Genomic DNA, 18,980 nt, shown 5'->3' with positions numbered 1-18,980 from the left:
GTTTTATGACATAATATGTCGCGCAAAGTGTGTGCAACTGATATAGTCTTTTGAGGCTCTTTCATTTCAGGGGGAAATATGGAGTTTTCAAATCCCATTCTAATTTGGGCGGTTATTGGTATCGTTTTGATGCTAGCTGAAATCATTTTACCGGGCGGTATTGTGATTTTATTAGGCGCCGCTTGTCTTGTTGTTGCGAGTGCCTTGGCTATCGGTTTAGTTGAAGGTATAGCGCAAAGCTTAACGCTCTGGTTTATCGCCTCTATGGTGTTACTGCTGCTTTTTCGCCAAGTTACTCAAAAGTTAGTTGGTGGTGATGCTCATGTCGGCAATGCCGATGAAGAACTCGATATTTATGATCAGCCAGCCATCGTTAAACAAACTATAGGTCCGGCTCAGCAGATGGGACGGATTGAATTTCAAGGCTGTGAATGGTCCGCATTGGGGGATGGTAGCGAGATTGCTGCTGGCTCCAAAGTTAGGATTATCTGCAGAGATAATATTGCGTTAGTGGTTGAGCCTATAAAGGCTGAAGACGAGCACTCCGTAGAAAAGTAATCAGTAAAGCCAGGAAGGAATCTCTATGTTCGCATTTACACTCTTTGTTCTATTTGTGTTTTTTATCCTCTATAAATTATTGCTAATTGTCCCTATGCGTGAGGTCAATGTGATTGAGCGCTTAGGTAAGTTTCGCACTGTGCTAAAGCCAGGGTTTCATTTTCTGATCCCGTTTTTTGACCGAGTGGCCTATAAGCATGAAATTCGTGAGCAAGTACTCGATGTGCCACCCCAAAGCTGTATCTCAAAAGATAACACTCAGCTAGAGGTTGATGGTTTAGTTTACCTTAAGGTGATGGACGGTAAGCTTGCCAGCTACGGCATTGAGGATTACCGCCGCGCGGCGGTAAACCTAGCGCAAACCACCATGCGTTCAGAGATAGGTAAATTAAGCTTAAGTCAGACATTTTCGGAGCGAGACAGCTTGAATGAGTCGATTGTTCGAGAGATCGATAAGGCATCGGATCCTTGGGGGATCAAGGTGCTACGTTACGAGATTAAGAACATCACCCCATCACGCAAAGTGATCCACACCCTAGAGAAACAGATGGAAGCGGAGCGCAGTAAGCGCGCCGAAATCACCTTAGCGAATGCGGAGAAAGCGGCGATGATCAACCTGTCAGAAGGTGAGCGTCAAGAAGCGATTAACTTATCGGAAGGTGAGAAACAGCGTCGCATTAACGAGGCGAAGGGTACCGCGCAAGAGATTGCTATTATCGCCCGAGCTAAGGCTGAAGGCATGGAGCTTGTTTCTGCTGCGCTGGCAAAAGATGGCGGTCATGAAGCGATGAATATGCAGCTTAAAGAGCAATTTATTGCCCAAGTCGGCAAGATATTGGATGAGGCCGATGTGTCTGTGGTACCAGCTGAACTGGCCAAAATTGAAGGATTCTTTGAAGGCATGGAGCAGGTCACTCACGCTGTGTCTGCTAACTCAGTGAAAGGAGCGCGCTAATGATTGCTGGAATTAATACAGATTTAATTGTAATGGCTATCTGGGGCCTCATCTTCGCGATCTTTGTGATTAAGCTATTTCAGTCGATTCGCCTAGTGCCGACAAAGTCTGCCTATATCGTTGAACGCTTAGGTAAATACCATTCAACTTTAGACGCGGGCTTTCATGCCCTAGTGCCTTTTGTCGATAAGGTGGCGTATATCCATGATCTAAAAGAGGAGACCATTGATGTGCCACCGCAGGAGTGTTTCTCTTGTGATGAAGTCAATGTCGAAGTCGATGGCGTTATCTACATTTCAGTCATAGATCCTGTGAAGGCGAGTTACGGTGTGACTGACTACCGTTATGCGGCAATTCAGCTGGCGCAAACGACCACTCGTAGTGTAATTGGTACTCTTGATTTGGACCGTACCTTTGAAGAGCGTGATGTGATTAGCGCCAAAGTGGTCGAAGTGCTAGACCAAGCGGGCGCCATGTGGGGCATTCGTGTTCACCGTTATGAGATTAAGAATATCACCCCGCCTGAAACGGTTAAAAATGCCATGGAGATGCAGGTCAATGCAGAGCGTGAGCGTCGTGCATTACTGGCAAAGAGTGAAGGTGATAAGCAGAGTAAGATTAATCGATCTGAAGGTATAAAAGCAGAAACCATTAACCATTCAGAAGGTGAAATGCAGCGCCGTATTAACGAGGCAGAGGGTAAAGGGGAAGAGATTTTAACCATTGCGCGAGCCACGGCTGAGTCAATTGAGCGTATGGCAATTGTGATTGCGGCGCCCGGTGGTAAGAACGTGGTGCGTATGCAACTCGGTGCGCAGTACCTTAAGCAGCTTGAGGGGGTCAGTAATGGTCAGAGTAAGGTTATCTTACCTGGCAATATGATGGACTTCGAACACTGGATGAACAGCATAGGTTTAGAAGAAGACAAAGATTAGACCACTCTATCTGTAGGAAAAAATATCTATGCTAGATCCTATAATGGGGTCTAGCATTTTTATTTGGCTGCTATCGATTCTTCATTGGGTTTAGATAAGGCGAGGTTCTATGGCATTCAATGATAAGTTTAGGCTTATACCAATCAGTATAAGAATTTGATCTACTCAGAGCGATTTTTGGCAAACTAATTCAAGGCGAATAGCTGCAATAATGGTTATTCCCTTACAAAGCTAATCAACGCAGAAGTAGGCAGCCAAAAACGCTCCAGAATGGTTAGTTTTAGCGATTCTGATTCTGTGTTAACGAGCTTGAACGTAGAACAACTATGCCCTTTACTCGTTGCCTTGCCTCAAAACAGCTAAACTCTCGCTGAGTGACTAAATGTTTATACTGATTGGTATTAGTAGCCATGCAGTAATCATTAAGCAAGATACAGCTGAGCCATGCGTCTTATTACTCAAAGCTAACTATGGTGAATATAGTTGGGGTTTGCCTGGTGGGGCACTAGAACCTGGTGAGACAATTCGTCAAGCATTGCTACGTGAATGCCAAGAAGAGCTAGGGGTTCTGGTGCAGGTTAAATGTCTTACCGGTGTTTACTATCACCAAGCGTATGACTCGCAGGCCTTTATCTTCTTATGTGAACTCGATGACTCTCACAACATATGCCTTAGTGAAGAGCATAGCGAATATCAATACACGCCACTTTCAAGATTATCTAAGGTACAAAAGCAGAGGGTGGAGGATTGCCTTAGTTATGACGGCGTAGTGGTTAGTCGCAAGTTCTGACAGGGTTCATGGCACATGCTGTCATTAACGTCCCTAAGGCCGTTTTATTGCTCAGTAAATAGAACTGCGAATATCAAAACTTACTCTCGTCACTTTCAAGATTCTCTAAGGTGCAAAAGCTGCGGGTGGAGGATTGCCTTAGTTATGACGGCGTAGTGGTTAGTCGCAAGTTCTGACAGGGGTCATGGCACATGCTGTCATTAACGTCCCTAAGGTCGTTTTATTGCTCAGTAAATAGAACTGCGAATATCACAACTTACTCTCGTCACTTTCAAGATTCTCTAAGGTACAAAAGCTGCGGGTGGAGGATTGCCTTAGTTATGACGGCGTAGTGGTTAGTCGCAAGTTCTGACAGGGTTCATGGCACACGCTGTCATTAACGTCCCTAAGGTCGTTTTATTGCTCAGTAAATAGAACTACGAATATCAATATTTACTCTCGATACTCTCAACATTATTTAAGGTACAAAAGCTGCGGGTGGAGGATTGCCTTAGTTATGACGGCATAGTGGTTAGTCGCAAGTTCTGACAGGATTTATGGCACATGCTGTCATTAACGTCCCTAAGGTCGTTTTATTGCTCAGTAAATAGAACTGCGAATATCAAAACTTACTCTCGTCACTTTCAAGATTATCTAAGGTACAAAAGCAGAGGGTGGAGGATTGCCTTAGTTATGACGGCGTAGTGGTTAGCCGTAAGTTCTGACAGGCGTTAAGGCGCTTGCTGTCATTAACGTCCCTAAGGTGTTTTATTGCTCAATAAATAGAACTGCGAATATCAAAACTTACTCTCGTCACTTTCAAGATGATCTAAGGTACAAAAGCAGAGGGTGGAGGATTGCCTTAGTTATGACGGCATAGTGGTTAGTCGCAAGTTTTGACGGTACTTTCTATTACATCTACATAGCCGTCAAAGGGATGGGGTGCTCTTGAGTGGATAGGTTCTCGTGGAGCTCATTGTAGTGCGCGCCTATTTTCAGTAACTCCGTTAGAGGTACAGCCTTACTGATTAGAAAGCCTTGAGCATAATCACACATCATAAAGCTAAGTTCATCTAATTGCTCTTGAGTTTCTACCCCTTCGGCAATGACTCTGATCCCTAAAGCATGAGCCATCTCGATAGTGGCGATGATTAGCTCGTTACTCTTACTGTCCTTGTTCATATCGTTAATGAAGCTGCGATCAATTTTGAGGATCTGAAATGGGTATGTTCTGAGATAACTTAGTGAAGAATAACCTGTACCAAAATCATCCATGGAGATGCAGAAACCAGCATTACTTAGTTGCTTAAGGGCATCTAAAGTATAGGCGTGGCCACTCAGTAGTACACCTTCGGTTATTTCAAGCTCTAGCGCGTCGGTGGTCATGCCGAATTTTTTGACTTGGTCTGTGATGATTTGGACTAGATTAGGGTTTCTAAATTGCCTTGGTGAAAGGTTAATGGCGACTCTAAACTTGTCATTAAATTGCTTTTGCCAAGTGTGAGCTGCCTCTAGGGCACATTTAAGAATAAATTCTCCCATCGACTCAATTACTCCCGTCTGCTCGGCAATGGGAATGAACTCGGCAGGTGATACGTTTCCTAGGATTGGATTATTCCAGCGTAGTAGGGCTTCGGCGCCCATGATACTGCCATCTCGGATATCGAGTTGAATTTGAAAATGAGCTTGTAGCTCTCCCCGCTCTAAGGCTCCATGGATCTGCTCTTCAATTGCAAGGCGACGTGATACCTCTTTATTCATCGCATGAGTGAAGTAGGAGTAAGTATTTCGGCCAATACTTTTGGTGTGATACATGGCTGAATCGGCATTTCGTAATAGCTCGGATGGTGTTTCACCGTCATTGGGGTAGATGGCGATACCAATACTGGCAGTTAGTACTAGCTGGCGATTATCTATATAGAAAGGCTTTCTAAATCCGCCAATTAAATTCTCTGCTAGAGGTTGGGCGTCGCAGGCACACGATAGATCATCGAGCAATATAATGAATTCATCCCCTCCTAGGCGGCCTACTGTATCTTCGGCTCTAGTGGCATTAAGTAAACGCTTTGATGCGCTGATAAGTAGTTGGTCACCCGCTTCATGGCCTAAGGAGTCGTTAATCTTCTTAAAGTCATCTAAATCGAGAAAGATAACTGCAATCTTCTGGCCGCTTCTCTTACTGGCTTCGACTAACTGCTCGAGCCGTTTTAGTGCTGAAAACCGGTTAGGCAGATCGGTTAAGGTATCGTAATGAGCCTGATGGCGAATAAGTGCTTCCGCTTCCCGGCGCTCACTATTGTCATAAAAAGAGATCACCGCACCCTGTCTGCTGTTCTCTAGCGCAAGAGGTTGTGATTTGTAATCGACAGGGAAGCTGCTGCCGTCGGCTCGCCAAAAAATATCCTCTTTAACCTCTCCATTACCGAGTGGAAGCTGCATTTCAGTAGAAGCTCTATTTTGATAGATCAGCTCGTGCATATTGAAATTCAGTAGTTGTGCAGGGCTAGAGTACCCGAGTAATTGAGCACATATTGGGTTGGCAAAGATGCACTTTCCTTTATCGTCGATGGCATAAATAGCAACCGCGGCCGACTCTAAAACAGCCTTAAGAAGTGGATTATTTTTTTGCATCTCTTCTAGGGCTTGCTCTTGGTCAGTTTTGAACGCTTGGTGTTTACTGCGTTGCTCTCGCTTTGTTTTTAATTGTGTTAATGAGTGCAACTTAGCGGCATTAAATTGAGGGTTAGGGAATTGTTCAATATCAGCCGAACTCTCATTATTTGGCACAGGTATCTTGGATAGTTTGGGATAAAAATGCAGCCAAAAAACGCCTAGGAGGGCGATATTGGTCGAAAAGAGTAAGGGAATAATTATCAGTACTTCAGTGCTTTGTGATGGAGAGCTAAAGACCCAAAGCATGCCTAATGTAACGGTTAAAATTGTCATTAGAAGGCAAAGATGCCATGGCTTTATCGTAAAATTTTTTCTGATTTGCATACATCACACCCACAGTTTGACAATGAAGCTTTATCTCTATCGTTTAAATTAACTCGGACTAAGCTTGTTGATGGCTGCAAGCTGAGAATGAGGTTAAGGAGAGAGGTCTAAGGTTATGTGTGTAAGCAGTGTAGGAGAATGTTTGCAGGGCTATTTTTTTGAGGTATTAGATAATTCATTTTTAATCCTTTAAAAGTTTAGAAATCAAATCCGTTGATCACATTGCTACTAAGTATAGGACTTAAATCATTAAATGGTAAATCTGCTTAAGTGTAACAAAGCATATGCTAGAGCCTTAAAAATTTTTCATAGATAAATCAGATGCTAATCGATGTGATCTTATTTAGAATTGTACTGATTACCGCAATTAATTGAGCAAAAGAGTTAAATATGACGATTGAGAGAATTGAAACCGCTACTCGCATGAGCCGCATCGTTAAGCATAACGGCACCATCTATCTATGTGGTCAGGTGGCTAAAGATGCTGAGCAAGATATTACCGAGCAAACCCGTACCATGCTTGAAAAGGTCGATACTCTACTCGAGCAAGCTGGCAGCGATAGAGAGCACATCTTATCGGCTACCATTTATATTAAAGATATGCAGTATTTTGCTGAAATGAACGCAGTTTGGGATGCATGGGTGCCAGAAGGTTACGCACCTGCTCGCGCATGTGTTGAAGCTAAGATGGCTCGTGACGCACTATTAGTTGAGATCTCTGTGGTCGCAGCTGAGAAAGCATAAGCCTATCTAGGCTTAATCGCCGAAGCGGCTATTGGCTTCGGCAATCTCATTTCTTATCAATTTAACCCGACTACAACTTCGCTTATTCTATCCCCGAGTTCCTCGCTTCTGTTATACTGCCCGCCTGATTTTTTGGAGGCAATAATGGACGTATCATCTTTACTAGACGGCCTAAACGACAAGCAGCGTGAAGCTGTTGGTGCACCGCAATCTAGCATGCTGGTATTAGCGGGTGCGGGTAGTGGCAAAACGCGGGTGCTCACCCACAGAATTGCCTGGTTGATGCAGGTTGAACAGCAAAGCCCTTATGCGATTTTAGCGGTAACTTTTACCAATAAAGCGGCAAAAGAGATGCGTGAGCGTGTTGAAAAGGTTGCTGGTGGCAATATGAGCCGCATGTGGATAGGCACTTTCCACGGTTTAGCACACCGTTTGCTACGCACCCATTATAAAGATGCTAATCTGCCTGAGAGTTTCCAAATCTTAGACTCAGACGATCAACTGCGTCTGATCAAACGTATTCTTAAAAGCCTTAACTTGGACGAGAAGCAATATCCGCCAAGACAAGCTCAGGGCTACATCAATGGTAAGAAGGACTTAGGTCTACGCCCATCGCATATCGATGCCGGCGGCTTTCCGATTGAGCAAAATTTACTGAAGATTTATCAAATTTATCAAGATTCATGCGATCGCGCCGGTTTGGTAGATTTTGCGGAGATCCTGCTTAGAGCCCATGAGCTTTGGCTCAACAAGCCACATATTCTTGACCATTACCAAGATAGATTTAAGCATATTCTTGTGGACGAGTTCCAAGATACTAACGCCATTCAATATGCGTGGATCCGTGTACTTGCAGGTTCGACTGCCAATGTGATGATTGTTGGTGATGACGATCAGTCTATTTACGGCTGGCGCGGCGCTCAGGTGGAGAACTTGCATAAGTTCTTAGCCGACTTCCCAGCGGCGCAAACCATTCGTTTGGAACAGAATTATCGCTCGAGTGGTAATATTCTAAATGCCTCGAACGAGCTGATTGCCAATAACCCAGATCGTATGGGTAAGAAGCTGTGGACCGACGACAAAGACGGTGAGCCGATTGGACTTTACTGCGCCTTTAACGAGATGGATGAGGCGCGCTTTATCGTTGGGCGTATCACCGATTGGCAAGATGAAGGCGGCAAGTTAGAAGATTGCGCCATCTTATATCGCTCTAATGCTCAGTCACGGGTACTGGAAGAAGCCTTACTGCACAAAGGTATTGCTTACCGGATCTATGGCGGTCTGCGTTTCTTCGAACGCCAAGAGATTAAAGACGCCATGGGCTATCTGCGTCTCATCAATAACAAGAATGACGACGCAGCGTTTGAACGCGTTGTGAATACCCCAACTCGTGGTATTGGCGATCGCACCTTAGAGATAATACGTACAACTGCGCGTCAGCAAGAGATGACCTTGTGGGAAGCGAGTATTCGCTTACTGGAAGAAAAAGTCCTTAACGGCCGCGCTGCCAATGCCGTGCGTGGCTTCATGGATTTAATTGTCGCCATGAGAATGGATACTGACGAGCAATCCTTACACCGCATGACAGATCACGTGATCCAAACATCGGGTCTAAAAGCGATGTATGAAGCTGAGAAGAGTGAAAAAGCTCGTGCACGTGTAGAGAACTTAGAAGAATTAGTGACAGCCGCTCGCAGCTTTGTGATGCCTGAAGAGATTGAAGACATGGGCGAGCTCAATGCCTTCTTGTCTCACGCGGCGCTAGAAGCGGGTGAAGGTCAGGCCGATGAGTTTACCGATGCGGTGCAATTAATGACGTTGCACTCGGCAAAGGGCCTTGAGTTTCCAATGGTATTTATGGCGGGCGTGGAAGAAGGTTTATTCCCAAGCCAGATGGCAATCGATGAGGGTGATCGTCTCGATGAGGAGCGCCGTCTCTGCTACGTGGGTATGACCCGCGCCATGCAAAAGCTGTATATCACCTATGCCGAGTCGAGACGCATCTATGGCCGTGAAAGCTTCGCTAGACCATCACGTTTTGTAAAAGAAATTCCTGAGCAATATGTGCAGGAAATTCGTATGCGAACTCAGGTTTCAGCACCGGCAGTCAGCAGTCGCTTTAGTAAGCAAGATAGCGCGTTTAACGAATCAGGCTTTAAGATTGGTCAGCGTGTGATGCACCCTAAATTTGGTGAAGGCACTGTGACTAACTACGAGGGTAGTGGTGCACAGGCGCGTATTCAGGTTAACTTTTTCGACGTGGGCAGTAAGTGGTTAGTGATCGCTTACGCACGTTTAGAAAAGGTGTAATTTGGCGAAGCAGTTAAAGATAGCGGCTTGGATATTACGTGATTAACGATCATGCAAATATAAGGCTGAGCACTGTGCTCAGCCTTATTTTTTAGTGCATAAAACAAGCATCAATTTTATTTATCTCAATACTGGTTGAATACTGTTACAGCTCAGTCATAATGCGGTTACAAAACTAAAGGCCGAAGACGTTGTAGGAGAGCCTAATCATGAATTTAAGGGATAAACTAGACGTTTATATGCGACTCGCGCGTATGGACCGTCCCATTGGTACCTTGTTATTAATGTGGCCATGTTTGATGGCTCTGACCTTTGCCGCTGGTGGTTTGCCAGATCTTAAAGTGTTTATTATTTTTGTGATTGGCGTATTCTCGATGCGAGCTTGCGGCTGCATTATTAATGACTATGCCGATAGGGATCTCGATGCCCATGTTGAGCGCACCAAAGCACGGCCACTAGCTAGCGGTGAGGTTTCCAGTAAAGAAGCCTTGTTACTGTTTTTAGCTGTAGCCTTGTTTTCATTTTGCCTAGTGCTGATGCTTAATCCGTTAGTAGTACAGTTGTCGGTTGTCGGTATCATTCTTACCATTATTTACCCCTTCACCAAACGCTATACCAATATGCCGCAGATGTTTTTGGGCACAGTATGGAGTTGGTCAATCCCTATGGCTTATGCCGCGCAGACGGGAACGGTTCCGGTAGAGGCTTGGTGGTTATTTGCCGCTAACTGGTGCTGGACGGTAGCTTACGACACCATGTATGCCATGGTTGATAGAGATGATGATTTAAAGGTTGGCATCAAGTCGACAGCGATCCTATTTGGCCGATATGACAGACATATCATCGGGGCTTTTCAGCTAGCGGCTCTAAGCTGCTTTATCATTGCTGGCATGGTTGCAGATCGCGGCGCTATTTATGTAGTTGGTATCTTGGCCTTTATCGGTTTTGCTCTTTACCAGCAGAAGCTTATCCATGGTCGCGAACGTGGACCTTGCTTCACGGCATTTCTAAATAATAACTGGGCCGGCATGGTGTTGTTTAGCGCCTTGGTTCTGGACTACTTAATTATTGGTTAACTGCTTGCCTAACCATAAAAAAACGCCTTTTTCGAGGCGTTTTTTTATGGTTGAAATACTGGTGTGTTTCGCCTCATAGCTACTTTGATATCGCAACGATTCGAAGATCCCTGACTATACTTACTGTTGTCGCTAACCATAGTTAAGGGTCATAGAAGTGACATCTTGGTTGGCTATGCTGAGATAGCGGCTTTATCGAGGTCTGTGTCTTAGGTGCTATCTAAGCCAAAAGTAACAAATGGATTTGATTACTACGGAGGGATTGATGTCAGCTTGGGTTATCGCTTATGAAGCGGGGCAGTGGGCCGATTATGAGCTTGCGTTACTGCTGGTTTCAGCATCAATATTACTGGTATGGCTGCTGGTGTGCAGGCTTAAACCGCAAGGGTTCCTGCGTTGCAGCCTAGCTGTGGTCTGTTGCGTGGCGCTTACCGGCTTGTGCTTGACGAGCCGAGTCGATGCACTGCAAATAAGCTCGCTGTTGACCAAGGGCAAAAATATTGAAGTGCTGGATGGCATCTACCGCTATGGGGAATATCGCTTTCCTCACCATAGCGCTAATGGAATCGATTTTCGTGAAATTCACATCGGTCAGCGTTTACTAAAGCTCTATCACGGTGGTTACTTAGCGCACAGTCGCTGCTATCGAGACTTCTATAATAGCAATCGATTTAACGACAATATCGAGCTGCGTTTATACATACATTGGTATGAGCACGAGCTGGTGTATAAGCGTGAAAAGGTGGTGATAAAAACTCCCTGCATCTTAAAGATTGAACAGCGGAATACCGGCTAACCCGTCTTACATTATGTTATAGAACGACTGTCTATAACACCTTGATTTAGAACTTCTCTGTAGTGCTTGCCGGTATAGGCGTTAACTGCTTAGCGCCATTTAAGGCCTTGTTGTCAGCAGGATCTTTCGAGCCCTGAAGACTCTTTCCTTGTTGGGTGTTAAACAACCAATCCATGCCATGAATAGCCGTGGTAGCAAAGGCTGTGGCGTGGTGAGCCTCATTGATAATCAATAGTTTGCTGTCAAAAGCTGGGTTACCGATTGCAACATTGTTTAGCAATGCCTTAAAGTGCTGCGCATCGGCCACCATATTGTGCTGTGAGTCTCCGCCTTTACCGTTATGCTCAAGTGCACCGATACCGATAAAGACATTTGCACCTATCCCCTGGAGTGAATTGATATTCTTTGCAAATTGAGTCAAAACCCAGCGTTCATGCCACCAAAAAGAAGGGCTACCTAACAGGTAGTTAGTAAAGAGATCTGGCTGCTTTAACAGTATATAAGCGCCAAATAGGCCACCTAAAGAGTTACCAATATAGGTGCGCTGCTGGGGATTTGTGCGGTAGTTCTGCTCTATATAGGGGATAATTTTAGTCTTTAAAAAGTGTAAATGTCTGTCGGCGCCGCCAGTGGCTTTTTTCCAGCTAGTGTCTACCGTAGGTGTGTAGTCCCTGACTCGACTATGATCACTTTTCAGCCCAAGCTCCCAAGAGATCCCCACAATAATGGCTGGTGCCATCTGCTTTGAGTTCATCGGAAAGCGGGTCACACCAGACATGATCTGAAAGGTATACATGGCATCAGTAAGATAAATCACCGGATATTGGAGATCTTTGTTCGCAGAGGCTTTATAACCTTTAGGTAGCTTAACATAGAGCCTATAGGTACGTGCTTCATCGTTAATTTGTACAGTATGACTGCGTGGAATGCTAAAAGGCGTGGTTAAGTGTGCGGTTGCTTCAATGCTTCGATTAGCCGCGAAAGCGTATGGTGAGGCGAGAGTGAGCAACGCTAGGCTGGATAGCAATAAGCTAAGAAGAATGCACTTATTTCGCAAGGTTAACATCGATACTCTGTCCAGCAGTGACTAGTTTCTCTAGCTTAGCTTTTTATTTGTACAAAAGCAGCTTAAGTTAATATCGATTAGATTGGTTTTCTGTCTGGAGTGATATGTCTATGTATTTAAGTTGCCGTCGTACAGGAGCCTGTGTAAACAGAGCGAATCGACTCTACTTACACAGTATCAAAGCTTAAGCCTTAACTAACTTTTCTAGATCTGCTGGGCGGTAGTAAACCGACTTGAGGACCTTACCTTGGCGGACGACTTTACCGGCCATATCGACGTCTTTAGCGCACTTGGCGATGATGAAATCCCCCTTGGTGCTGCCGACAATCTCAACACCTTGCTTGGCATAAAAAGCGATGGTTTCCTCAAGCTCTTGCTCATTACGGCAAACCTTACTCATGTTGCTCGAATGCACTTCATCCCAACAGGTAACAAAGTCGATTTCACGATTCTTGGCAACGTGCAGTAGTAGGTCGATCACATAGCTTATCTCGACTCTATCGGTTACCTGAGTTGCGCCTAGATGCACCAAACGCCCCATCAATACATACACTGAATCGACGATAGCATCGGCTTGTTCTACGCGACTATCAGCCTCAGCCAACTCTGTGAGCTCTTCAATCGCAAGCGATGTGTGCAGCGTATCGGCTTTATCATCTAACGTGCTGATATCCTCGATCGGTAAGTCGAAAGTCATGCGGAACTCTCGAATATCGCGATATAGGTGATCGTATAGTGGCTGATCCAAAGCGGATAGTTTCATCGGTAGTATGCCTTTGCTGCTGAATAAAATTAACTGGCGCCATACTAATGAAATGATGTCGTAAATGAAAGTCGGACACGCTTAGTTATTTGGTTTCGCAGGAGTCTATATTGACCGCGGAGGTATAAGAAAATAAGCAAAAAACTGATTTATTAATACGTTAATTGAGCTGATTGGAAAGATGAGTGATGAGCTCATCTTTGATCTGCTTGATTAAGTTTTGGCTATGCTGATGGCTAATATCGAGTGCCTGCCAGCCATCGGTTCCCATTATTGATAATTGAGAGATCTTGATGGCACCTTTCAGCTCAAGATCTCCTGACAGCTTAACTATCCCAGCCTTGGTATTGAGTCGACTAATATTAAAACTTGCCATGGTGTACTCAGTTGCAATTGTCAGTGATCAACATAAGCAGATGTCGACCAGTTTGCAATAAAGTTTGCGTAATTGTTGCATTTTTATCCGTCTGTTGGTCTTGGTATGAATTTTTATCATCAGTGGCACCCTTAGTGGTAAATGCGTATTTAGTGCATATTTAATCGATATCTCACATTTGCCTGAATAGCTAGGCTGTTTCGGGGTGAAGGGAGGATCGCTTACCTAGGGGAGTTCAAGCTGAACGCTAGACGCTGTTGTTAACTTTATGTAAGGATGTGGTTTCAGCCTATGCACCTTAGTTTATTTTTTAGCGTAAAAAACGATTTAATTTTAGAGCTTTAATTTTAGAAAGAGTGCTTAGGTAATAAGAATAATAAAAAGGATGCTACATGAGCTCAAATAATGATCTTCAACAGTCTGATCCTGTGACTATGGATCCTCTGCAAGATAGCAAGCATACCGTCCCAACCTTACTCGATGCTCTTCTCCCTATTATCGCCTTAGTGATGATGCTCACCGCTGCCGTCTACCTGTTCTCATCCGACAGTTCATACGGTGCCAATCAAATTGCTTTGATAATGGCGGGTTGTATAGGGCTATTGATAGGTTGGAAAAATGGTTATAGCTGGGCGGAAATGGAGCAGGGCATCGTCCGCAGTATTGGTGTCGCCACCGGGGCATTGCTCATTCTGTTTACCGTTGGATCCCTCATTGGCACCTGGATCCTCGCAGGCACTGTACCGACCATGATCTATTACGGCATGTTGGTGCTCAACCCTGAATATTTTTATGCGGCCTGTTGTTTACTATGTGCGGTTGTCGCCATCAGTATTGGTAGCTCATGGACAGTGGCGGGCACCTTAGGTATCGCCTTGGTCGGCGTGGCATCAGCCATGGGACTCAGTGTCGAGATCACCGCCGGCGCCATCATTAGTGGTGCGTACTTTGGCGATAAGATGTCTCCTATGTCTGATACCACCAACTTAGCGCCAGCCGTAGCTGGAACCGATATTTTTAGCCATATCCGCCATATGGTTTGGACTACAGTGCCGAGCATCATCATAGCCATGATCTGTTTTCTGTTATTAGGCTTTAATAATCAGGTTGGCATAGATAACAATAACTTTGAGCAAACCTTATCGCTCATTCAGACTCAATTTAATCCCGGGGTTCACCTGTTGTTGCCGTTGTTAGTGGTGTTTATCTTGGCTTGGAAAAAAATCCCCGCCTTTCCAACGGTTATTATAGGTACCATAGCGGGAGCTGTCTGCGCGGTACTGTTTCAGTTTGATAACGTAGTGGATTTTGCTGCTGATGACAGCCTAAGCCCTGTGGTTGCCTTGGTAAAAGGGGTCTGGGTGGCGATGTTTAATGGCTATACGGCGAGCACAGGGGATGAGGTACTTGATAACCTACTGAGTCGCGGCGGTATGAGCAGTATGATCAATACCGTATGGTTGATTCTGTGTGCCATGACCTTCGGTGGCATCATGGAAGTCACAGGGCTACTTAAGCGCATTTTGCAGAGTGTTTTAGGCTTGGTGAAATCCAGTGGCAGCTTGATAATAACCACTCTGGCAAGCTGTATCGGTGCCAACCTAATCACCGCCGATCAGTTTATCGCAATTGTGCTGCCAGGAAGGATGCTTAAGGTGGAGTACACCAAACGTGGCCTAGCTCCTGTTAACCTAAGCCGAGCATTAGAAGATTCTGCCACCATTACTAGCCCGCTTATTCCGTGGAATACTTGTGGCGCCTATATGGCCAGTACATTAGGGGTGGCAACGGTGGCATATCTGCCTTATGCCTTCTTTAATTTAGTCTGCCCACTAATCAGTGCTGCCTATGCAAAATATGACTTTAAGATAGAGCGTTTACCCGAGGCCAATATACCTCAGCCACAAGAGGCCGTTGCTTAAGCTGGGGCGATAGCTTGGTAGCTCAGATAAAAAAAGCCTTGTCGGTTAGGAGTCGACAAGGCACTTGGCACTGTGATTGACAGAACCTAAATTCACCATAGAGAGGGTGAAAATCACTTTAGGACCTAGGACCTAGGACCTAGGACCTTGAGCCTTGAGCCTTGATCCTAGAACTAACGATGCGCGTATTTGGCCGTCAGCTTTTCAAGGTATGGCTGCACCTCTTTGTCACCCCAGTCGAGGTAACCACGTAAGAAGCCCACAAGGTTGCCTGAACCGTCAAATACATAAGTGGCGGGCACAACATCGGCTGGCATAATTTGGTCGATAGTTTTCTTCGGATCTAACCAAGTCTGGTAGTGGCCTAGTTCGTGGCGATCTAGGAAGGCCTGTACCTTGTCACTTTCTTCATCAATTGAGATGGGTACCACAACCAAGTCGTTATTTTTATTAACTTGGCGGATGTTCTCCATCTGTGGGATCTCTTTAATACAAGGTGCACACCAGGTCGCCCACAGGTTAACCAGTACTAACTTACCCTTGTATTGTTTTAGGCTAATCTGCTCGCCTTTGGTGTCAGTAAACATCACTTCAGGTACTGAACGTGCCGACTGCATTTCAATAAAGCGCGACATAATTAGCGGCTTTTCAATGGCTTCACCAGTGTTGTAAACCTTATTTGAAGCAACTTGTGCTTGGGCTGGTATAAGTAGAGATGACAGAACCAATAAGCCGCTCAGTAGATGTGTTTTATTCATAGGTGTTAGCCTTCATGTCTTGATGTTTACGTTGTTCACGGATCCAGATTACTGCAAACGTAATAATGCCAAATAACAGCAGGATCGGCCCAAACCACAGCAGGGCGGTGGCGGCCGAAAAGCTAGGTTGGTATCTGATTTTCTCGCCGTAGCGTTGTACTAAAAAGTCGATGATCTCAGCTTTGGATTCGCCTTGTTCGAGCATTAAGAAAATTTGCCCCTTAAGCTCACTGGCTATTGGCGCACCTGAGTCAAACAGGTTTTGGTTTACCGACATAGGGCAGCGCAGCTCATGGGCGATTTCAAAGCCTAAGTCACGGATTTGCTCTGGGCTGTAATGGATCTTGTCGCTAGCGCCTTGGGCAGAAACGCTGATACACAGCAAGATGGCAAAGCCTGCGAGTAAGCGAGTTAAGGTTGCCGTGTATGACTTGCTCATGCGAGTCTCCCTGCTTTACAGGCATTGACTTGGTTAGGCGTATTAGCGGTTTGGCTGTGGCGTAAACGCAGTTGGTAAAGACCCGTTAAAGCAGCAATCGCGCCACCTAGCATCATCATTAGGCCACCAATCCAGATCCAACAGGCAAGTGGCTTATGGCTAATACGCACTAAGTATTCGGTTTCACTGAGTTGCTGACCACTCGATACATACAGGTCGCGCACTAAGTTGCGCATAATGCCGGCCTTAGACACTTCCATCGCATTGGTCTTAAAGGTTTGGCGCTGTGGGGTGATGTAACCGACAAAGTTATCATTAACATCGGTCACGCGTATATTGGCTTGAATCGCGGTATAACTGGTGGACTCCACATCCACTGTATCTTCATAAACAAAGGTGTAGCCAGCGACCACTTTACCTTGGCCTGGGCCCATTCTGAGTAACTCTTGAGTCTCAAAGTTCGACACCGCCGTGGCGCCGATAATGGTAATTGCCACGCCAAGGTGAGCTATCAGCATTGCCGATTTTTTAGCAATCACTGCCGCGCCTTGCTGGCGTAGGCTAAACACTAAATACCCCAGAGAAATGAACACCCAGCTTGCGGCCGTCGCGCCAAGCCAGACCCAAGGGTTAAAGCCATCGCGGGTTTGCATCGCAACTAATACACCGATTACAGCAGCCACGGAAAATAGCCCAAGTAGTGGAGATAAACGGTTTAATGACTGCTTCCACTTTATAAGCGGTGCTGCGCCCATAAGCAGTACCGTTACGAAGGTAAGCGGCACGAAGATACTATTGAAATAAGGCGCACCCACTGACAGCGTACCTAAATTAAGCAGTTCAAATAGCAGTGGGTAGAAGGTGCCTAGCAAGACAGAGATGGCCGCAACCACCAATACGATATTGCCAAGCAGCATCACAGTGTCGCGAGAGACTAAAGCAAAGTCAGACTTAGACTTTATCTGATTGGCTTTGAGGGCAAACAGGGTTAACGCGCCGCATACAAAAATACCTAATAGGAACAGAATCGACATGCCGCGAGTCGGATCGGATGCAAAGGCATGCACCGACTGCACTATGCCTGAGCGGACCAAGAAGGTGCCCAGTAAACTTAAAGAGAAGGCCAATAAGCACAGCAATAGAGTTGAGATTTTAAAGCTGCTACGTTGCTGACTCAGTACCACGCTATGCAGTAGGGCTGTGGCCACAAGCCAGGGAATAAAAGAGGCGTTTTCTACCGGATCCCAGAACCACCAACCGCCCCAGCCTAGCTCGTTATAAGCCCACCACGAACCAAAAGCATTACCACCCGTTAGAAACACCCACGCCATTAACACCCAAGGGCGAAGGTAGCTTGCATGTTGCTGAGTAAACTTACCCCCAAGTAGCGCCGCAATCGCAGCAGCAAAGGTGATGGTGAGTCCTACATAGCCTAAGAACAACATAGGTGGATGGAAGATGAGTCCTATGTCTTGCAAAATTGGATTGAGGTCGCGCCCCTCTATCGGAAAGTTTGGTAGTAAGCGAGCAAATGGATTAGAGGTGAACAGCATAAACAGGTTAAAGCCGGCTATCACAAACGCTAAAATGGCGATCATACGGCCAATAAACAGTGGATCTTGATAGCGCGAGGAGAACACGATCAGGCAGCCCCAAATCGCGATGGACACCACCCAAAACAGCATTGAGCCTTCATGGCTACCCCATACTGCTGCCACCTTATATAGGGTCGCAAGTTGAGTATTGGAGTGGTTGGCCACATAAGCCACAGAGAAGTCATCGACTAAGAAGGAAATAAGCAAACATAATATTGAGGCACTAATGGTGACGGTCATTAATGCCGTTAATGTTTTTACATAACTAAATAGATAATAGTTTTTTGTATAAGAAGCATAGAGCGGAATAAATGACAGCATTAATGCTGACACTGTGCTAATGATAAGGAATATAAGTCCTAGTTCTGGGATCATCTTATTCAATTCTCTACATTCTAATAAATGCCTGAGCCAAGTTTATCCAGATTTAAATGATTAGATGTGACTGTTTAATATTTGCGGTGAGCATTAAGTTAATAATGCTGTGCGCTATTTATTAATCAGTTGTGTAACGTCTAACTCTTCAAGATAAATCTTAATCAAGCCGTTGTGGCTTAGGGTAGATTATATTAGCGAAGCATTTTGTGACCTCGCGAGCCTTTATCGTACCCCATCTTCCCAGTGATATTTTTTCACGTCTAAAGTGGTTGTTTTTAGCTTTTTTTAGATATCAAAAAATACGATTAAAAGTGAAAAACATGTTTTGGGTGTCTCGTTAAGTTGTTGTATTTACTTTATTTTCACTGGTTTTTTACTATCTGTATTTTTCTAAGTCTCATTTCGTGCTGTGACGCGTATTTTTCGTAAAAAAGATGTGGAAAATGGCTGCAACTCAATTGTTCAGTTGTTCGGCTAAACAAGAGAGTGCCTTAGTTGAATGATGATGAAAATACTATAACTAGGTTATAACTAGGAGTGATG

Annotated in this window: 16 protein-coding genes; 9 read left to right on the top strand and 7 right to left on the bottom strand. The window is 45.1% G+C overall.

All coding sequences use genetic code 11. The features are described 5' to 3' along the window. Nucleotides 1–78 precede the first annotated feature (78 nt). From Q1A86_RS16350 to Q1A86_RS16335, 4 genes are all read left to right on the top strand, one after another. Entirely contained in the window at nt 79–558 is a 480-nt protein-coding gene (locus Q1A86_RS16350) for an NfeD family protein (RefSeq protein ID WP_299808714.1), read from the top strand. Nucleotides 559–583: 25 nt separating this feature from the next. Next, nucleotides 584–1,513: a slipin family protein gene (locus Q1A86_RS16345; protein ID WP_299808711.1), complete on the top strand. Its 930-nt coding sequence runs from the start codon at nt 584–586 to the stop codon at nt 1,511–1,513. Then, entirely contained in the window at nt 1,513–2,448 is a 936-nt protein-coding gene (locus Q1A86_RS16340; RefSeq protein ID WP_299808708.1) for an SPFH domain-containing protein, read from the top strand. The genes Q1A86_RS16345 and Q1A86_RS16340 overlap by 1 nt, the downstream gene beginning before the upstream one ends. 382 nt (nt 2,449–2,830) lie before the next feature. After that, nucleotides 2,831–3,238 carry an NUDIX domain-containing protein gene (locus Q1A86_RS16335; RefSeq protein WP_299808705.1) on the top strand — a complete coding sequence of 136 codons (408 nt, stop codon included), beginning with the start codon at nt 2,831–2,833 and terminating at the stop codon, nt 3,236–3,238. Between the two features lie 897 nt (nt 3,239–4,135). Here the strand turns inward: Q1A86_RS16335 and Q1A86_RS16330 are convergent. Further along, on the bottom strand, nt 4,136–6,004 hold the full coding sequence (locus tag Q1A86_RS16330) for a bifunctional diguanylate cyclase/phosphodiesterase (protein WP_299808702.1): 1,869 nt from the start codon (nt 6,002–6,004) through the stop codon (nt 4,136–4,138). A gap of 600 nt (nt 6,005–6,604) precedes the next feature. Between Q1A86_RS16330 and Q1A86_RS16325 the strand changes: the two genes are divergently transcribed. The 4 genes from Q1A86_RS16325 (at nt 6,605) to Q1A86_RS16310 (ending at nt 11,140) form a co-directional block, all read left to right on the top strand. Next, nucleotides 6,605–6,958 carry a RidA family protein gene (locus Q1A86_RS16325; protein ID WP_299808699.1) on the top strand — a complete coding sequence of 118 codons (354 nt, stop codon included), beginning with the start codon at nt 6,605–6,607 and terminating at the stop codon, nt 6,956–6,958. A gap of 144 nt (nt 6,959–7,102) precedes the next feature. Continuing rightward, entirely contained in the window at nt 7,103–9,268 is a 2,166-nt protein-coding gene (gene uvrD, locus Q1A86_RS16320; protein ID WP_299808696.1) for a DNA helicase II, read from the top strand. Nucleotides 9,269–9,477: 209 nt separating this feature from the next. Continuing rightward, on the top strand, nt 9,478–10,344 hold the full coding sequence (gene ubiA / locus Q1A86_RS16315; RefSeq protein WP_299808693.1) for a 4-hydroxybenzoate octaprenyltransferase: 867 nt from the start codon (nt 9,478–9,480) through the stop codon (nt 10,342–10,344). 265 nt (nt 10,345–10,609) lie between these two features. Then, nucleotides 10,610–11,140, top strand: coding sequence for a hypothetical protein (locus Q1A86_RS16310; RefSeq protein WP_299808689.1), 531 nt, complete (start codon nt 10,610–10,612; stop codon nt 11,138–11,140). A gap of 46 nt (nt 11,141–11,186) precedes the next feature. Here Q1A86_RS16310 and Q1A86_RS16305 read toward each other — a convergent pair whose 3' ends face one another. From Q1A86_RS16305 to Q1A86_RS16295, 3 genes are all read right to left on the bottom strand, one after another. Beyond that, nucleotides 11,187–12,206: an alpha/beta hydrolase-fold protein gene (locus tag Q1A86_RS16305; RefSeq protein ID WP_299808686.1), complete on the bottom strand. Its 1,020-nt coding sequence runs from the start codon at nt 12,204–12,206 to the stop codon at nt 11,187–11,189. A 184-nt stretch (nt 12,207–12,390) separates the two neighbouring features. Then, a complete protein-coding gene (locus tag Q1A86_RS16300; protein WP_299808683.1) occupies nt 12,391–12,969 on the bottom strand; it encodes a nucleoside triphosphate pyrophosphohydrolase family protein in 579 nt (192 codons plus the stop codon). Between the two features lie 160 nt (nt 12,970–13,129). Further along, nucleotides 13,130–13,345 (bottom strand): hypothetical protein, encoded by a 216-nt coding sequence (locus Q1A86_RS16295; protein WP_299808681.1) that lies wholly within the window; start codon nt 13,343–13,345, stop codon nt 13,130–13,132. 392 nt (nt 13,346–13,737) lie between these two features. Here Q1A86_RS16295 and nhaC point away from each other — a divergent pair, with 392 nt between their 5' ends. Then, nucleotides 13,738–15,267 carry a Na+/H+ antiporter NhaC gene (gene nhaC, locus Q1A86_RS16290; protein ID WP_299808678.1) on the top strand — a complete coding sequence of 510 codons (1,530 nt, stop codon included), beginning with the start codon at nt 13,738–13,740 and terminating at the stop codon, nt 15,265–15,267. 173 nt (nt 15,268–15,440) lie between these two features. On the opposite strand, the gene Q1A86_RS16285 is transcribed toward nhaC, so the two are convergent. Genes Q1A86_RS16285 through Q1A86_RS16275 form a run of 3 tightly spaced genes read right to left on the bottom strand, consistent with a single transcriptional unit; the run spans nt 15,441 to nt 18,434 of the window. Further along, on the bottom strand, nt 15,441–16,025 hold the full coding sequence (locus Q1A86_RS16285; RefSeq protein ID WP_299808676.1) for a TlpA disulfide reductase family protein: 585 nt from the start codon (nt 16,023–16,025) through the stop codon (nt 15,441–15,443). Further along, complete coding sequence (locus Q1A86_RS16280) at nt 16,018–16,464, bottom strand: cytochrome c-type biogenesis protein (protein WP_299808673.1); 447 nt, start codon at nt 16,462–16,464, stop codon at nt 16,018–16,020. Before Q1A86_RS16280 ends, Q1A86_RS16285 begins: the two co-directional genes overlap by 8 nt. Beyond that, complete coding sequence (locus Q1A86_RS16275) at nt 16,461–18,434, bottom strand: heme lyase CcmF/NrfE family subunit (RefSeq protein WP_299808670.1); 1,974 nt, start codon at nt 18,432–18,434, stop codon at nt 16,461–16,463. The genes Q1A86_RS16280 and Q1A86_RS16275 overlap by 4 nt, the downstream gene beginning before the upstream one ends. Nucleotides 18,435–18,980: the final 546 nt, after the last annotated feature.

Origin of the sequence: uncultured Shewanella sp. (assembly GCF_947497935.1) — a bacterium.
GTDB lineage: Bacteria > Pseudomonadota > Gammaproteobacteria > Enterobacterales > Shewanellaceae > Shewanella.
The sequence above is the reverse complement of the archived record's forward strand: the minus strand, read 5'-3'. Positions and strand labels throughout refer to the sequence as shown.

Coding starts and splice junctions, on each gene's coding strand:
- Q1A86_RS16350 (WP_299808714.1), top strand. CDS start 79: ATGGAGTTTTCAAATCCCATTCTAATTTGGGCGGTTATTGGTATCGTT.
- Q1A86_RS16345 (WP_299808711.1), top strand. CDS start 584: ATGTTCGCATTTACACTCTTTGTTCTATTTGTGTTTTTTATCCTCTAT.
- Q1A86_RS16340 (WP_299808708.1), top strand. CDS start 1,513: ATGATTGCTGGAATTAATACAGATTTAATTGTAATGGCTATCTGGGGC.
- Q1A86_RS16335 (WP_299808705.1), top strand. CDS start 2,831: ATGTTTATACTGATTGGTATTAGTAGCCATGCAGTAATCATTAAGCAA.
- Q1A86_RS16325 (WP_299808699.1), top strand. CDS start 6,605: ATGACGATTGAGAGAATTGAAACCGCTACTCGCATGAGCCGCATCGTT.
- uvrD (WP_299808696.1), top strand. CDS start 7,103: ATGGACGTATCATCTTTACTAGACGGCCTAAACGACAAGCAGCGTGAA.
- ubiA (WP_299808693.1), top strand. CDS start 9,478: ATGAATTTAAGGGATAAACTAGACGTTTATATGCGACTCGCGCGTATG.
- Q1A86_RS16310 (WP_299808689.1), top strand. CDS start 10,610: ATGTCAGCTTGGGTTATCGCTTATGAAGCGGGGCAGTGGGCCGATTAT.
- Q1A86_RS16305 (WP_299808686.1), bottom strand. CDS start 12,206: ATGTTAACCTTGCGAAATAAGTGCATTCTTCTTAGCTTATTGCTATCC.
- Q1A86_RS16300 (WP_299808683.1), bottom strand. CDS start 12,969: ATGAAACTATCCGCTTTGGATCAGCCACTATACGATCACCTATATCGC.
- Q1A86_RS16295 (WP_299808681.1), bottom strand. CDS start 13,345: ATGGCAAGTTTTAATATTAGTCGACTCAATACCAAGGCTGGGATAGTT.
- nhaC (WP_299808678.1), top strand. CDS start 13,738: ATGAGCTCAAATAATGATCTTCAACAGTCTGATCCTGTGACTATGGAT.
- Q1A86_RS16285 (WP_299808676.1), bottom strand. CDS start 16,025: ATGAATAAAACACATCTACTGAGCGGCTTATTGGTTCTGTCATCTCTA.
- Q1A86_RS16280 (WP_299808673.1), bottom strand. CDS start 16,464: ATGAGCAAGTCATACACGGCAACCTTAACTCGCTTACTCGCAGGCTTT.
- Q1A86_RS16275 (WP_299808670.1), bottom strand. CDS start 18,434: ATGATCCCAGAACTAGGACTTATATTCCTTATCATTAGCACAGTGTCA.